A 15,703-nucleotide genomic window follows, 5' to 3' on the forward strand; every position below is an offset into this window, starting at 1 on the left:
GCGAGCCCTGGAAGCTTGGTGGTTGGCCTCTACCAACCGCTGGCTGACGGCAACGGATTTCGGCTTGTCATAACTTGCCCGCTGCCCGACCAAACTTGCCTTCTGCAGTCGCTTCAGAAGACAAAGAGAAGCGTCGTGCGCCCTGATGGTGCCCTTGAGGCTTCCACCCAGCGAAAGACGTTTTTCTTTGGCTTCTAGGTCCCGCATCCCGCCTCCGACTTCTAAAAAATCGAACACAAAAACGCAGAACCCACAAAGCACAAAAAGGCCGGCGGTGTAAAAACCGCCAGCCTTCGCACAGCGCGCTGAAACTTACTTGATTTCAGCCTTTGCGCCGGCTTCTTCCAGCTTCTTCTTCGCTTCTTCAGCAGCAGCCTTGGGCACCGCTTCCTTCACGGGCTTCGGTGCGCCGTCGACCAGGTCCTTCGCTTCCTTCAGGCCGAGACCCGTCAGTTCACGAACGGCCTTAATGACCGAAACCTTGTTCGCGCCTGCTTCGAGCAGGTTGACCGTGAATTCGGTCTGCTCTTCAGCAGCAGCAGCAGCGCCGCCGCCTGCCGGGCCAGCGACTGCCACAGCAGCTGCCGACACGCCAAACTTCTCTTCGAAAGCCTTGACCAGTTCGTTCAGTTCGAGAACCGACATCGAGCCAACGGCTTCGAGGATGTCTTCTTTTGCGATTGCCATTTGAAATTACTCCAGATTTGAATTCGGAAACAGCTAGCGATCTTTCTCGCTTGCCTGTCGTTATTAAGCAGCTTCGGCTTGCTTCTTTTCCGCCAGCGCGGCCAGAGCGCGCGCCATACCGGAAACCGGAGCCTGCATAACGAACAGCAGCTTCGAGAGCAGTTCTTCGCGGCTCGGGATGCTGGCCAGCGCTTGCACGCCTGCCTTGTCCATCACCTTGCCTTCGTAGGAACCAGCCTTGATGACCAACTTGTCATTGCCCTTCGCGAAGTCATTGACGACCTTCGCAGCAGCAATTGCATCTTCCGAGATGCCGTAGATCAGGGGGCCAGTCATCTGCTCTGCCAGCGGAGCAAACGGGGTACCTTCGACAGCGCGACGCGCCAGCGTGTTCTTCAACACGCGGAGGTACACCTGCTGCTCACGCGCTTTCGCGCGCAGCTTGGTCAGATCGCCAACCGCGATTCCACGATACTCGGCCAACACGACGGTCTGAGCCTTCGCGACTTGCGCGGAGACTTCAGCCACGACGGCCTGCTTACCTTCTTTGTTCAGTGGCACGGTTAACCTCCAGATTCGACACACTTTGCTTTCGCTACATGTGCCGCGTTCAACAACGGCGACCGACCAGTCCGGAGTAAATCAGTTTGCATCGTCAGGCGTTACCACCTGCATCCGCTCACATCAGCACTTCAAAACCTTTTCGGGTTCGCCATCTGCGTTGGCTTTGCATTAAGGAAGCGCCCAACTGCTGCACCTCCGCCAACGGTCTTTGACAACCGGTTGCACCGCGCTTACTGCCGCCGCACAACCGCCCAAAGCCCTTTAAATCCGCACTGCCGCCCCATTCATCACGATACGGAGCCTCAGCGCGGCAAAACTATTACGCTGCGAGCGACGTTTGGTCGACGCGAACGCCAACGCCCATCGTGCTCGAGACTGCGATCTTGCGCAGGTACACGCCCTTGCTCGTTGCCGGCTTCGCCTTGGTCAGCGCTTCGAGGAGCGCGTCCAGGTTGCTGCGCAGCGCGGTCGGCTCGAACGATGCACGGCCGATGGTCGCGTGGATGATACCGGCCTTATCGACACGGAATTGCACCTGACCAGCCTTCGCGTTCTTGACCGCAGTCGCCACGTCCGGCGTCACAGTGCCGACCTTCGGGTTCGGCATGAGGCCGCGCGGGCCGAGGATCTGACCGAGCGTACCGACAACGCGCATCGTGTCCGGCGAAGCGATCACGATGTCGAAGTTCAGGTTGCCGCCCTTGATCTGTTCGGCGAGGTCTTCCATACCGACGATCTCAGCGCCTGCTGCCTTGGCTTGCTCAGCCTTTTCACCTTGCGCGAACACTGCAACGCGGACCGACTTGCCGGTACCGGCGGGCAGAACGACCGAGCCGCGAACGACCTGGTCCGACTTCTTCGCATCGATGCCGAGCTGCACTGCGACGTCGATCGACTCGTCGAACTTCGCCGTGGCGCATTCCTTCACGAGCGACAGCGCGTCGCCGATCGGGTACTGCTTCTGGCGATCGATCTTGGCAGCCAGTGCCTTTTGACGCTTGGAAACCTTAGCCATTTACACGCCCTCCACGACAATGCCCATCGAGCGGGCGCTACCAGCGATCGTGCGGACCGCTGCGTCCATATCGGCTGCCGTGAGGTCCGGCATCTTGGTCTTGGCGATTTCCTCGGCTTGCGCGCGGGTAATCGTAGCGACCTTGTCGGTGTGCGGCTTGGCCGAACCCTTGTCGACCTTCGCTGCCTTCTTGATCAGAACCGTAGCCGGCGGCGTCTTCAGGATGAACGTGAAGCTCTTGTCCGCGAATGCCGTGATCACGACCGGAACCGGCAGACCCGGCTCCATGGCTTGAGTCTGCGCGTTGAACGCCTTGCAGAACTCCATGATGTTCAGGCCGCGTTGACCCAGTGCCGGGCCAACCGGCGGCGACGGATTGGCTTTACCTGCAGGAATCTGCAGCTTGATAAAGCCGATGATTTTCTTTGCCATGTTGAAAACCTCTTTGGAACGCGTGAGCGTTCTGGTGAGTGGTAGCGCGCGCTCGCCACAATCTTCGCTGTGCCAACTGCTTTGGCGACATCTACAGCCGACTGGACTACTGGCGCTCCTCTACGGCCGTAACGCGGACCGTAAGCGCGGAAAAACGGATCGCACCAGAGGCGCGATCCGTAGTATTCGATTTACAGCTTTTCGACCTGGCCGAATTCGAGTTCGACCGGTGTGGCGCGACCGAAAATGGTGACGGAGACTCGGACACGCGACTTTTCGTAGTTGACTTCTTCGACGCTGCCGTTGAAGTCCGTGAACGGACCTTCCTTCACGCGGACCATCTCGCCGACTTCGAACAGGGTCTTAGGGCGCGGCTTCTCAACGCCTTCCTGCATCTGCGACATGATCTTTTCGACTTCGCGCGGCGAAATCGGGCTCGGGCGGTTACGCGCCCCGCCAACGAAACCGGTTACCTTTGCCGTGTTCTTCACGAGGTGCCACGTTTCGTCCGTCATTTCCATCTCAACCAGGACGTAGCCCGGGAAGAAACGACGCTCAGTTACTGATTTGTGACCACCCTTCACCTCGACCACTTCTTCAGTCGGGACGAGGATTTGACCAAACTTGTCTTGCATGCCAGCACGTTCGATGCGCTCCTGAAGCGCACGTTGCACGCTCTTCTCCATGCCGGAGTAGGCGTGCACCACGTACCAACGTTTTCCGCTCGGGGATGCCGGTGTATCGCTCATATCATTTCCAACCCAGAATCGCCGAGAAAATCACCCATTCGATGGATTTGTCGCAAACCCACAGAACGATGGCCATTACCAGCACAAAACCGAAGACCACCAGCGTCGTTTGCGTGGCCTCTTTGCGAGTCGGCCAGACGACCTTGCGAACTTCCTTGTACGAGTCTTTGGCAAACGCGATGAAGCTCTTGCCGGGCGCCGAGAGAAGACCGACTACCACCCCCGCGATCACGCCCACTGCGAGCGCTGCACCGCGGACATACCACTCCTGGCTACCGAGCCAGTAGAACCCTACGAACCCGGCCACAACCAACAATACGCCCGCCGCAAGCATCAGCTTGTCGCTGGAAGTATTAACAGTTTCGACGGAAGGATTCGCCATAACACCTTAAAGAACAACGCGCCGAAGCGCGAGAAGTTGGCAGGGGCAGAGGGAATCGAACCCCCAACCTTCGGTTTTGGAGACCGACGCTCTGCCAGTTGAGCTATACCCCTAAACCATTTTGGGGTTGGCGGCATCGCCAACCCCGAAACCACTTAGTCGATCAACGAGACTGGCAAAAACTTACTCGATGATCTTCGCGACCACGCCGGCGCCGACGGTACGGCCACCTTCGCGGATTGCGAAGCGCAGACCTTCTTCCATCGCGATCGGAGCGATCAGCTTCACCGTGATCGACACGTTGTCGCCCGGCATGACCATTTCCTTGTCCTTCGGCAGCTCGATCGAGCCCGTCACGTCCGTCGTACGGAAGTAGAACTGCGGACGGTAGTTGTTGAAGAACGGCGTGTGACGGCCGCCTTCGTCCTTGCTCAGCACGTACACTTCAGCCGTGAAGTGCGTGTGCGGCGTGATCGAACCCGGCTTGGCCAGAACCTGGCCACGCTCCACGTCTTCACGCTTCGTGCCGCGCAGCAGGATACCAACGTTGTCGCCTGCCTGACCCTGGTCGAGCAGCTTGCGGAACATTTCCACGCCCGTGCAGGTCGTCTTCACCGTCGGCTTGATACCGACGATTTCGATTTCCTCGCCGACCTTGACGATGCCGCGCTCAACGCGACCCGTCACCACCGTGCCGCGACCCGAGATCGAGAACACGTCTTCCACCGGCATCAGGAACGCGCCATCAACCGCACGCTCCGGCGTCGGGATGTACGTGTCCAGTGCGTCGGCCAGATTCATGATCGCCACTTCACCCAGTTCGCCCTTGTCGCCTTCCAGCGCCAGCTTGGCCGAACCCTTGATGATCGGCGTGTCGTCGCCCGGGAAGTCGTACTTCGACAGGAGTTCGCGCACTTCCATTTCGACCAGCTCGAGCAGCTCGGCGTCGTCGACCATGTCGCACTTGTTCAGGAACACGATGATGTAAGGCACGCCAACCTGACGGGCGAGCAGGATGTGCTCACGCGTTTGCGGCATCGGGCCGTCAGCGGCCGAGCACACCAGGATTGCGCCGTCCATCTGCGCCGCGCCCGTGATCATGTTCTTCACGTAGTCAGCGTGGCCCGGGCAGTCGACGTGTGCGTAGTGGCGGTTAGCCGTTTCGTACTCGACGTGCGCGGTGTTGATGGTAATGCCACGTGCCTTTTCTTCCGGCGCTGCGTCGATCTGGTCGTACGCCTTCGCCTCGCCGCCGAACTTCGCGGTCAGAACCGTCGTGATCGCTGCCGTCAGCGTGGTCTTGCCGTGGTCAACGTGACCGATCGTGCCCACGTTCACGTGCGGCTTGGTCCGCTCAAACTTACCCTTGGCCATTTTCGACTCCTAAGAGGATTTTTCCGTACGTTGCGCGGGGCGCGCAAACAATCACTAGCTTGCTGCTGCCTGCTCGATGCGAGGCTTCTGAGGCCCGCTAGATACCGGCTGGTGCCCATGGGCAGGATCGAACTGCCGACCTCTCCCTTACCAAGGGAGTGCTCTACCACTGAGCCACATGGGCGAAAACTGCTCTGAACCGCTTTATTGCTTCGCTGGAGCGGGTGAAGGGAATCGAACCCTCGTCGTAAGCTTGGAAGGCTTCTGCTCTACCATTGAGCTACACCCGCGAGGTTCGCCGGCCTTTACTACTGCCGACCCGACACTTACTACAGCTGAATTCTGGTGGAGGAGGTTGGATTCGAACCAACGTAGGCGTAAGCCAACAGATTTACAGTCTGCCCCCTTTAGCCACTCGGGCACCCCTCCGTAGAGAACTGATGATTATGGGGGAACATCCGAATCGTGTCAAGCACTTTGTTCGGCGTCGATCCCACAACGCTCTCACTTATAGGGAGAGCGAAAAAGCAAAAACCCCGGCTTTTTAGGGCCGGGGTCTCGCTTGTAGAGGAGCCTGACGATTACCTACTTTCACACGGGCAATCCGCACTATCATCGGCGTGGAGTTGTTTCACGGTCCTGTTCGGGATGGGAAGGGGTGGGACCAACTCGCTATGGTCATCAGGCATGACGGGTTGCTGCGTCGCCTTTGGGGGCGCCACAGCCAATCTGGAAGAAGCGTAAAGAGGGTGTTGCTGAATTGGGGTTGTGTTGTTTGAATCGGCACAACACGTGATCACTCAACCATGCGTGTCTGAAACACACCTGTTATAGGATCAAGCCTTACGGGCAATTAGTATCAGTTAGCTTAACGCATTACTGCGCTTCCACACCTGACCTATCAACGTCCTGGTCTCGAACGACCCTTCAAGGGGATCTAGTCCCCGGGGAAGTCTCATCTTGAGGCGAGTTTCCCGCTTAGATGCTTTCAGCGGTTATCTCTTCCGAACATAGCTACCCGGCGATGCGACTGGCGTCACAACCGGTACACCAGAGGTTCGTCCACTCCGGTCCTCTCGTACTAGGAGCAGGCCCCCTCAAACTTCCAGCGCCCACGGCAGATAGGGACCAAACTGTCTCACGACGTTTTAAACCCAGCTCACGTACCTCTTTAAATGGCGAACAGCCATACCCTTGGGACCGGCTACAGCCCCAGGATGAGATGAGCCGACATCGAGGTGCCAAACACCGCCGTCGATATGAACTCTTGGGCGGTATCAGCCTGTTATCCCCAGAGTACCTTTTATCCGTTGAGCGATGGCCCTTCCATACAGAACCACCGGATCACTATGACCTGCTTTCGCACCTGTTCGACTTGTGAGTCTCACAGTCAAGCACGCTTATGCCATTGCACTATCAGCACGATTTCCGACCGTACCTAGCGTACCTTCGTACTCCTCCGTTACCCTTTGGGAGGAGACCGCCCCAGTCAAACTGCCTACCATGCACTGTCCCCGATCCGGATCACGGACCAAGGTTAGAACCTCAAACAGATCAGGGTGGTATTTCAAGGACGGCTCCATGCAGACTAGCGTCCACACTTCACAGCCTCCCACCTATCCTACACAAACCGGTTCAAAGTCCAATGCAAAGCTACAGTAAAGGTTCATGGGGTCTTTCCGTCTAGCCGCGGGGAGATTGCATCATCACAAACACTTCAACTTCGCTGAGTCTCGGGAGGAGACAGTGTGGCCATCGTTACGCCATTCGTGCAGGTCGGAACTTACCCGACAAGGAATTTCGCTACCTTAGGACCGTTATAGTTACGGCCGCCGTTTACCGGGACTTCAATCAAGAGCTTGCACCCCATCATTTAATCTTCCGGCACCGGGCAGGCGTCACACCCTATACGTCCACTTTCGTGTTTGCAGAGTGCTGTGTTTTTATTAAACAGTCGCAGCCACCAGTTTATTGCAACCCCTTCACCCTTCTGGCGCAGGCCAGTCAAGCTACAGGGGCGTACCTTATCCCGAAGTTACGGTACCAATTTGCCGAGTTCCTTCTCCCGAGTTCTCTCAAGCGCCTTAGAATACTCATCTCGCCCACCTGTGTCGGTTTGCGGTACGGTCACTGCTGAACTGAAGCTTAGAGGCTTTTCTTGGAACCACTTCCAGTTGCTTCGTCTCCTGAGAGACTGGCCTCACACCCTTGAATTCCGCGCCCGGATTTGCCAAAGCGCCTTCTCCAATGCAAGGACCGGGACTTCCAACACCCGGACAACCTTCCGCGATCCGTCCCCCCATCGCATTCAACAATGGTGCAGGAATATTGACCTGCTTCCCATCAGCTACGCATTTCTGCCTCGCCTTAGGGGCCGACTCACCCTACGCCGATGAACGTTGCGTAGGAAACCTTGGGCTTACGGCGAGGGGGCCTTTCACCCCCTTTATCGCTACTCATGTCAGCATTCGCACTTCCGATACCTCCAGCACGCTTTTCAACGCACCTTCGCAGGCTTACGGAACGCTCTCCTACCATGCGAGACTAGCTCGCATCCGCAGCTTCGGTATATGACTTAGCCCCGTTACATCTTCCGCGCAGGACGACTCGATCAGTGAGCTATTACGCTTTCTTTAAAGGGTGGCTGCTTCTAAGCCAACCTCCTGACTGTTTTAGCCTTCCCACTTCGTTTCCCACTTAGTCATATTTGGGGACCTTAGCTGGCGGTCTGGGTTGTTTCCCTCTTGACACCGGACGTTAGCACCCGATGTCTGTCTCCCGTGATTGCACTCTTCGGTATTCGGAGTTTGCTATGGCGAAGTAATCCGCAATGGACCCTTCAACCATGACAGTGCTCTACCCCCGAAGGTGATACACGAGGCACTACCTAAATAGTTTTCGGAGAGAACCAGCTATTTCCAGGTTTGTTTAGCCTTTCACCCCTATCCACAGCTCATCCCCTAACTTTTCAACGTTAGTGGGTTCGGTCCTCCAGCACGTGTTACCGTGCCTTCAACCTGGCCATGGATAGATCACCTGGTTTCGGGTCTACACCCAGCGACTGAACGCCCTGTTCGGACTCGCTTTCGCTACGCCTGCCCTATTCGGTTAAGCTTGCCACTGAATGTAAGTCGCTGACCCATTATACAAAAGGTACGCCGTCACCCCTTGCGAGGCTCCGACTGTTTGTATGCATGCGGTTTCAGGATCTATTTCACTCCCCTCCCGGGGTTCTTTTCGCCTTTCCCTCACGGTACTGGTTCACTATCGGTCGATCACGAGTATTTAGCCTTGGAGGATGGTCCCCCCATCTTCAGACAGGATTTCACGTGTCCCGCCCTACTTGTCGCATCCCTAGTTCTTCCAATCTGTTTTCGCCTACGGGGCTATCACCCACTATGGCCGCACTTTCCAGAGCGTTTGGCTAACAGTTCAGATAAAGAATGCAGGCTGGTCCCATTTCGCTCGCCACTACTTTGGGAATCTCGGTTGATTTCTTTTCCTGCGGCTACTTAGATGTTTCAGTTCGCCGCGTTCGCTTCACATGACCTATGTATTCAGTCATGGATACTCCATTCGGAGTGGGTTTCCCCATTCGGATATCGGTGGATCAAAGCTTGTTTGCCAGCTCCCCACCGCTTTTCGCAGGCTACCGCGTCCTTCATCGCCTGTGATCGCCAAGGCATCCACCACATGCACTTGTTCGCTTGACCCTATAACGGGTGTGTCTCCTGCGCAATTGCTTGCGTCGGTTCACACGCGCTACAGGTTGAGTATTCGTGTTGCGCCGTATTTCAAGGCAATCTTTCGATCACTTAAAAATACTTTCGATACAATCACAACCCTGATTCACCTACTCATGCCCATCTCTAGACATTTTTGGATGAATCTCTTTACTACTTCTTCCTGATTGTTAAAGAACGACAGCCGATATTTTCATATCGCTCTGACTGGCTCAATCGCCAATGCGAAGTGTTCTGCATCATTGCTGCAGAACGCTGTGCATTGGGAATTGGTGGAGGATGACGGGATCGAACCGACGACCCCCTGCTTGCAAAGCAGGTGCTCTCCCAGCTGAGCTAATCCCCCAGTCACACAACTCAAGGGGGCTGCCCGTCACAGACAGTGGTGGGTCTGGATGGATTCGAACCATCGACCCCCGCCTTATCAAGACGGTGCTCTAACCGACTGAGCTACAGACCCCTGAGTCTGTCTTTCTTACAGCCGACAAGTGTGAGCGCTTAAAACGCAGTGAGCGATGAGCTCATGAAAGGAGGTGATCCAGCCGCACCTTCCGATACGGCTACCTTGTTACGACTTCACCCCAGTCATGAATCCTGCCGTGGTGACCGTCCTCCTTGCGGTTAGACTAGCCACTTCTGGCAAAACCCACTCCCATGGTGTGACGGGCGGTGTGTACAAGACCCGGGAACGTATTCACCGCGGCATGCTGATCCGCGATTACTAGCGATTCCAGCTTCACGCAGTCGAGTTGCAGACTGCGATCCGGACTACGATCGGTTTTCTGGGATTGGCTCCACCTCGCGGCTTGGCAACCCTCTGTTCCGACCATTGTATGACGTGTGAAGCCCTACCCATAAGGGCCATGAGGACTTGACGTCATCCCCACCTTCCTCCGGTTTGTCACCGGCAGTCTCCCTGGAGTGCTCTTGCGTAGCAACTAGGGACAAGGGTTGCGCTCGTTGCGGGACTTAACCCAACATCTCACGACACGAGCTGACGACAGCCATGCAGCACCTGTGTTACGGCTCCCTTTCGGGCACTTCCACCTCTCAGCGGAATTCCGTACATGTCAAGGGTAGGTAAGGTTTTTCGCGTTGCATCGAATTAATCCACATCATCCACCGCTTGTGCGGGTCCCCGTCAATTCCTTTGAGTTTTAATCTTGCGACCGTACTCCCCAGGCGGTCAACTTCACGCGTTAGCTACGTTACCAAGCCAATGAAGGCCCGACAACCAGTTGACATCGTTTAGGGCGTGGACTACCAGGGTATCTAATCCTGTTTGCTCCCCACGCTTTCGTGCATGAGCGTCAGTATTGGCCCAGGGGGCTGCCTTCGCCATCGGTATTCCTCCACATCTCTACGCATTTCACTGCTACACGTGGAATTCTACCCCCCTCTGCCATACTCCAGCGATGCAGTCACCAATGCAGTTCCCAGGTTAAGCCCGGGGATTTCACATCGGTCTTACATCACCGCCTGCGCACGCTTTACGCCCAGTAATTCCGATTAACGCTCGCACCCTACGTATTACCGCGGCTGCTGGCACGTAGTTAGCCGGTGCTTATTCTTCCGGTACCGTCATCCCCTCAAGGTATTATCTCGAAGGATTTCTTTCCGGACAAAAGTGCTTTACAACCCGAAGGCCTTCTTCACACACGCGGCATTGCTGGATCAGGCTTTCGCCCATTGTCCAAAATTCCCCACTGCTGCCTCCCGTAGGAGTCTGGGCCGTGTCTCAGTCCCAGTGTGGCTGGTCGTCCTCTCAGACCAGCTACGGATCGTCGCCTTGGTAGGCCTTTACCCCACCAACTAGCTAATCCGCCATCGGCCACCCCAATAGCGCGAGGCCCGAAGGTCCCCCGCTTTCATCCATGGATCGTATGCGGTATTAATCCGGCTTTCGCCGGGCTATCCCCCACTACTGGACATGTTCCGATGTATTACTCACCCGTTCGCCACTCGCCACCAGGTGCAAGCACCCGTGCTGCCGTTCGACTTGCATGTGTAAGGCATGCCGCCAGCGTTCAATCTGAGCCAGGATCAAACTCTTCAGTTTAAACCTGTTACTGTTTTCGGTTTCTCTCGAAACCGGTCGCTCACTCAAAGCTGACAGGTCATTGAATAAATTCAAAAACCTGACTTACTTTAGTGTGAGACTCTTGATACTTTTGCTGCTCCCGGCCCCGCTCCGAAGAACGAGGTCAGGCCGCCACCGCATCAAGCGCCCACACTTATCGGCTGTAAATTTTTAAAGATCGATCGCGAAGTTGTCGCGGCATCTGAGCCCAACCACTGCTCAACTACCGGCTTCTTTCTGCGTTGCTGCGTCAGCAGCAGAGAAACGAGATTATGAAGAATCTTTTTCGCTTCGTCAACCCCTTTTTTTCGCTCACCGCTTAAAAAAGCTGCCGACTCCTGCGTCCGCCGGTTTCCGCGGCGGCCTTCGCTGCCCGGACGTCAGTGACATCGAACTGCGAAGGGGGCGAATCTTAGCGCCCCCGCCGGCGCTGCGCAAGGGGGTGGCGCAAATATTCCTTACTTCCGGGCAAGGGCCTCCAGCGGCACAGCATTCGCCATTGCCGCGTAGCCCGCGTCGCTCGGGTGGATGTGGTCGCCGCTGTCGTACCCATAACGCAGTCGCGCGGGATCCGCCGGGTCGCGCAGCGCCGCATCGAAATCGACTACGCCGTCGAATGCCCCGCTCGTCCGGATCCATTGATTCACCGCCGTGCGGATCGCCTCGCGCTCCGGCGGCAGCGAAGCCGGCGTGAGCGTCGCTCCGAAAATGCGCACGCCGCGCCCATGGGCCTGCGCGATCACGCGGCGATAGCCCGCGATCAGGTCGTTCGCGTCCACATGCGTATGAGGAAAGTCGCAGTCGAGGCCCGATCGTGCCGGCATCGCCTGGAAGTTGATGTCGTTGATGCCGATGAGCAGCACCACCGTCTTCACACCTGGGTGGCTGAGCGCGTCACGCTCGAAACGCCGCTCGAGCGCCTCTCCGTAGCATGGAGAATCACTCAGCAGCCGGTTGCCGCTAATCCCGAGGTCGATCACGGCGAGATCCGTGCGATGCGACTGTGCGATGCGGCGCGCCAAGGCGTCCGGCCAGCGACGGTTCTGATTGAGCGAGGAACGCATGCCGTCGGTGATGGAATCGCCGATCGCCGCGACCGTCGACGCCCCCGGCGCGTCGACTGCCAGCCCCGTTACCCACGCGTACTGCGTAAAGCGCTCGGTAAACGCGCCAATCGACGCCTCGGCTACATGATTGCCCGGACGCGAGACGTAGTTCACCTGATTCGCCACGCGATGCCATCCGGCCATCTTCTGCTCGGGTCCCATATAGGAACTGATCGCGTATGGCCCGTTGGCCTTCACGTCGATCTGCACCGGATCGCTATCGAGCGCAGCGCCGGGAGGCACCGACACCGCTGCCCGCCCGCCGAAGGTCACACGAGCCATACCCGCCTCGCTCGCCGCCGCGCCGCCCGCTGATGGCGCAATAGCCATCGCCTCGATTACCAGCGGCGTGCGCCCATAGAGGTTGCTGACGTGCACCCGCGCAACCGTGCCTCCCAGCGTCGGATAAACGATCTGCCGAACGGTCCGGCCGGCGACATCGGGGGTGCGGTACAGCGCCGGAAGCGCATCGCGCTCGGGGATCGACTGCAGCGCCGTCGCCCAACTCGTGACCCAGGGGCCCGAAGCTTGATCGGCGAACGCCGCTGACGCGGCGCCAAGTGAAATGAACACAGCGGCCGCAGCCGCGAGGGGAGCAAAAGAAATCTTCATCCGTAAACCAGTGCGCAGGCAAAGGGGCATTGTGCCCCATGGCCCGGCGCACAGTCTTCCATTCGCCTGACAGTCCAGCGCCAGGCCCACGCACAAACCGCCCACCCGCACAAAACCCAGGCAATCCCGCTGCCGCCCCACTAAAACTCAACGGTGAGCGCAAACTCCTTTGAGCCACCTCAAAAAATTCATTTACCGACCGGTCGGTTGGTTTATACTGCGCGACATACCCAACTTCGACGAGAGCGTCTCCATGTACACGCAATCCCTCGACATCCCCGGCAACGTCGCTCCGCTAGGCGCGGACGCAAGCTCGCCGGAGCAGACGCAGTTCGACGAGATCATGGCCGCCGACGGCAAGATCGAGCCGCAGGACTGGATGCCCGAAGCCTATCGCAAGACGCTCGTGCGCCAGATCTCGCAGCATGCTCACTCGGAAGTCGTCGGCATGCTGCCGGAAGGCAACTGGATCTCACGCGCGCCTAGCCTCAAGCGCAAGGCGATCCTGCTCGCCAAGGTGCAGGACGAAGCCGGCCACGGCCTCTATCTCTATAGCGCGGCGGAGACGCTCGGCGTTTCGCGCGACCAGTTGGTCGACGCGCTGCACGCCGGTAAAGCCAAGTACTCGAGCATCTTCAATTACCCGACGCCCACCTGGGCGGACGTCGGCGTGATCGGCTGGCTCGTGGACGGCGCCGCGATCATGAACCAGATTCCGCTGTGCCGCTGCACGTACGGCCCGTATGCGCGCGCCATGATCCGCATCTGCAAGGAAGAGTCGTTCCACCAGCGCCAAGGCTTCGACGCCCTGCTCGCCATGATGAGCGGCACCGAAGCGCAGCGCGAACTCGTGCAGCAGGCCGTGAACCGCTGGTGGTGGCCGGTGCTGATGATGTTCGGTCCGAGCGACGCCGATTCGGTCCACAGCAACCAGTCGGCCAAATGGGGGATCAAGCGTATCTCGAACGACGATCTGCGCCAGAAGTTCGTCGACGCGACGGTCGAACAGGCCAGGGTGCTGGGCGTCACGCTCCCCGACGCCGATCTGAAATGGAACGAAGCGCGCGGCCACTACGACTACGGCACGATCGACTGGGAAGAATTCTGGCGCGTCGTGAACGGCGACGGCCCGTGCAACCGCGAGCGTCTCGGCACGCGCGTGAAGGCGCACAACGAAGGCGCGTGGGTGCGCGAAGCGGCCCTCGCGCATGCCGAAAAGCAGCGTCAGCGCGCCGAAAAGCACGCTGCGTGACCCACAAATGACCCCGCATTCGAATCAGGAAGGAAGGAGATCCACGATGAACAAGGAATGGCCGATCTGGGAAGTATTCGTGCGTAGCAAGCAGGGCCTCGACCACAAGCACTGTGGCAGCCTGCACGCCTCGGACGCCTCGATGGCGCTGCGCATGGCGCGCGACGTCTACACGCGCCGTCAGGAAGGCGTGAGCATCTGGGTGGTGCCGTCGTCGGCGATTACGGCATCGGATCCGACCGAGAAGGCCGAGCTCTTCGAGCCGGCCGGCGACAAGATCTATCGCCACCCGACGTTCTACACGCTGCCCGACGAAGTCAACCACATGTAAGAGCGGAACATGACGACGCCCACGCCCGAACAACTCGCGTACGTGCTGCGCCTCGCCGATACGGCGCTGATCCTCGGTCAGCGCAATACGGAATGGTGCGGCCACGGCCCGATCCTCGAAGAAGACATCGCGCTCGCCAACATGAGCCTCGACCTGATCGGTCAGGCGCGCCTGCTCTACACGCACGCCGCCACGCTCGAAAAGGCGCTCAACGGTCGCGAGCGCACCGAAGATGATTACGCCTACTTCCGCGCCGAGCGCGAGTTCGCGAACTACACGCTCGCGGAGTTGCCGCACTTCGGCCCGCTCGCCGGCACGACGCATTCGGCCAACGACTACGCCGTGACGATCGTGCGCAACTTCCTGTACGCCACGCTGATGGAGCATCTGTGGACCGCGCTGCTGCGCTCCGCCGACCCGCAGCTGGCCGCGATCGCCGAGCGCTCGATCAAGGAAACGCGCTACCACGTGCACCACGCACGCGAGTGGCTGATCCGTTTCGGCGACGGTACCGAGGAATCGCACAGCCGCGCCCAGGCCGCGCTCGAATGGCTCATGCCCTACACGCGCGAGTTCTTCAGCACCGACGCCGTGGAAACGGCGGTGGCCGAAGCCGGCATCGCGCCGCTCGCGGCCCAGCTCGAAGCTGCGTGGCGCGCAGATGTTGACGCCGCGCTCGAGGAAGCCACGCTCGCCATGCCCGCGCCGGTGAAGCACGTCACGACCGGCAAGCACGGTGAGCACTCGGAGCACATGGGTTTCGTGCTGGCCGAGATGCAGAGCCTTGCGCGCCAGCACCCGGACGCGCGCTGGTAAGCACCCCCGCAGGAAAAGAGGAAGTCACGATGCAAGCAACGGCAGATCACGCGCTCGAACGCGCCTGGGAAGTGCTGGAATCGGTACCCGATCCGGAGATTCCGGTCGTGTCGATCCGCGAACTGGGCATCCTGCGCGACGTGCGCCGCGCCGCCGACGGCCAGATCGAAGTGGTCATCACGCCCACCTACTCCGGCTGCCCGGCGATGTCGCAGATCGCGGAGGATGTCGCGCACGCGCTCGACGCCGCCGCACTCGCGCCGTACCGCATCGCGACGACCCTGACGCCCGCGTGGACCACCGACTGGATCACCGACGAAGCGCGCGAGAAGCTGCGCGTCTACGGCATCGCGCCGCCCACAGGAAACTGCGGCAGTGGCACGGCTCAGGCCGGCGAACAGCCGATCACCTTCGTGCCGAGAAAACTGCCCGCGCCTGCCTGCCCGCGCTGCGGCTCGAAGCACACCGAACGCCTCGCGCAGTTCGGCTCGACCGCGTGCAAGGCGCTCTACCGCTGCATCGACTGCCGCGAACCCTTCGACTACTTCAAACCGTACTGA

At 58.9% G+C, this 15,703-nt stretch carries 12 protein-coding genes, 6 tRNA genes and 3 rRNA genes; 4 read left to right on the forward strand and 17 right to left on the reverse strand.

The features are described 5' to 3' along the window. Nucleotides 1–312: 312 nt before the first annotated feature. The 17 genes from rplL to L0U83_RS13170 all read right to left on the reverse strand — a co-directional run bounded on the left by rplL (nucleotide 313) and on the right by L0U83_RS13170 (nucleotide 12,744). Nucleotides 313–687, reverse strand: a complete 375-nt coding sequence (rplL, locus tag L0U83_RS13090; RefSeq protein ID WP_027821097.1) for a 50S ribosomal protein L7/L12 — start codon at nucleotides 685–687, stop codon at nucleotides 313–315. A gap of 63 nt (nucleotides 688–750) precedes the next feature. Further along, nucleotides 751–1,248 (reverse strand): 50S ribosomal protein L10, encoded by a 498-nt coding sequence (gene rplJ / locus L0U83_RS13095; RefSeq protein WP_028222172.1) that lies wholly within the window; start codon nucleotides 1,246–1,248, stop codon nucleotides 751–753. Nucleotides 1,249–1,570: 322 nt separating this feature from the next. Further along, a complete protein-coding gene (gene rplA, locus L0U83_RS13100; protein ID WP_028208937.1) occupies nucleotides 1,571–2,266 on the reverse strand; it encodes a 50S ribosomal protein L1 in 696 nt (231 codons plus the stop codon). Next, on the reverse strand, nucleotides 2,267–2,698 hold the full coding sequence (rplK, locus tag L0U83_RS13105) for a 50S ribosomal protein L11 (protein WP_027797945.1): 432 nt from the start codon (nucleotides 2,696–2,698) through the stop codon (nucleotides 2,267–2,269). Between the two features lie 191 nt (nucleotides 2,699–2,889). Beyond that, entirely contained in the window at nucleotides 2,890–3,447 is a 558-nt protein-coding gene (gene nusG, locus L0U83_RS13110; protein ID WP_028208939.1) for a transcription termination/antitermination protein NusG, read from the reverse strand. 1 nt (nucleotide 3,448) lies between these two features. Next, the gene (gene secE / locus L0U83_RS13115) at nucleotides 3,449–3,829 is read right to left on the reverse strand and encodes a preprotein translocase subunit SecE (RefSeq protein ID WP_201701083.1); all 381 of its coding nucleotides are present in this window, start codon (nucleotides 3,827–3,829) and stop codon (nucleotides 3,449–3,451) included. Nucleotides 3,830–3,866: 37 nt separating this feature from the next. Further along, nucleotides 3,867–3,942 (reverse strand) — tRNA-Trp (locus tag L0U83_RS13120). A 70-nt stretch (nucleotides 3,943–4,012) separates the two neighbouring features. Continuing rightward, nucleotides 4,013–5,203 carry an elongation factor Tu gene (gene tuf / locus L0U83_RS13125; RefSeq protein WP_028371383.1) on the reverse strand — a complete coding sequence of 397 codons (1,191 nt, stop codon included), beginning with the start codon at nucleotides 5,201–5,203 and terminating at the stop codon, nucleotides 4,013–4,015. A gap of 109 nt (nucleotides 5,204–5,312) precedes the next feature. Continuing rightward, nucleotides 5,313–5,387: transfer RNA gene (locus tag L0U83_RS13130), tRNA-Thr, on the reverse strand. A 32-nt stretch (nucleotides 5,388–5,419) separates the two neighbouring features. Further along, nucleotides 5,420–5,493: transfer RNA gene (locus tag L0U83_RS13135), tRNA-Gly, on the reverse strand. Nucleotides 5,494–5,546: 53 nt separating this feature from the next. Beyond that, nucleotides 5,547–5,632, reverse strand: a tRNA-Tyr gene (locus tag L0U83_RS13140). Nucleotides 5,633–5,775: 143 nt separating this feature from the next. After that, nucleotides 5,776–5,889 (reverse strand): 5S ribosomal RNA (gene rrf, locus L0U83_RS13145). Nucleotides 5,890–6,035: 146 nt separating this feature from the next. After that, nucleotides 6,036–8,916, reverse strand: a 23S ribosomal RNA gene (locus tag L0U83_RS13150). Nucleotides 8,917–9,216: 300 nt separating this feature from the next. Further along, nucleotides 9,217–9,292 (reverse strand) — tRNA-Ala (locus L0U83_RS13155). 37 nt (nucleotides 9,293–9,329) lie between these two features. Further along, a tRNA-Ile gene (locus tag L0U83_RS13160) sits at nucleotides 9,330–9,406 on the reverse strand. A gap of 66 nt (nucleotides 9,407–9,472) precedes the next feature. Further along, nucleotides 9,473–11,005: ribosomal RNA gene (locus L0U83_RS13165) — 16S ribosomal RNA — on the reverse strand. The 16S, 23S and 5S rRNA genes sit together here with 5 tRNA genes alongside, the layout of an rRNA operon. Nucleotides 11,006–11,484: 479 nt before the next feature. Further along, on the reverse strand, nucleotides 11,485–12,744 hold the full coding sequence (locus L0U83_RS13170; protein WP_233883184.1) for an SGNH/GDSL hydrolase family protein: 1,260 nt from the start codon (nucleotides 12,742–12,744) through the stop codon (nucleotides 11,485–11,487). 253 nt (nucleotides 12,745–12,997) lie between these two features. Between L0U83_RS13170 and paaA the strand changes: the two genes are divergently transcribed. Genes paaA through paaD form a run of 4 tightly spaced genes read left to right on the forward strand, consistent with a single transcriptional unit; the run spans nucleotide 12,998 to nucleotide 15,703 of the window. After that, nucleotides 12,998–13,996 carry a 1,2-phenylacetyl-CoA epoxidase subunit PaaA gene (gene paaA, locus L0U83_RS13175; protein ID WP_233883186.1) on the forward strand — a complete coding sequence of 333 codons (999 nt, stop codon included), beginning with the start codon at nucleotides 12,998–13,000 and terminating at the stop codon, nucleotides 13,994–13,996. 46 nt (nucleotides 13,997–14,042) lie between these two features. Further along, nucleotides 14,043–14,327: a 1,2-phenylacetyl-CoA epoxidase subunit PaaB gene (paaB, locus tag L0U83_RS13180; protein ID WP_233883188.1), complete on the forward strand. Its 285-nt coding sequence runs from the start codon at nucleotides 14,043–14,045 to the stop codon at nucleotides 14,325–14,327. Between the two features lie 9 nt (nucleotides 14,328–14,336). Next, nucleotides 14,337–15,143 carry a 1,2-phenylacetyl-CoA epoxidase subunit PaaC gene (gene paaC, locus L0U83_RS13185; RefSeq protein ID WP_233883190.1) on the forward strand — a complete coding sequence of 269 codons (807 nt, stop codon included), beginning with the start codon at nucleotides 14,337–14,339 and terminating at the stop codon, nucleotides 15,141–15,143. 29 nt (nucleotides 15,144–15,172) lie between these two features. Next, the gene (paaD, locus tag L0U83_RS13190) at nucleotides 15,173–15,703 is read left to right on the forward strand and encodes a 1,2-phenylacetyl-CoA epoxidase subunit PaaD (RefSeq protein ID WP_233883191.1); all 531 of its coding nucleotides are present in this window, start codon (nucleotides 15,173–15,175) and stop codon (nucleotides 15,701–15,703) included.

It is taken from the genome of Paraburkholderia flagellata, from assembly GCF_021390645.1.
GTDB classification, from domain to species: Bacteria; Pseudomonadota; Gammaproteobacteria; order Burkholderiales; family Burkholderiaceae; genus Paraburkholderia; species Paraburkholderia flagellata.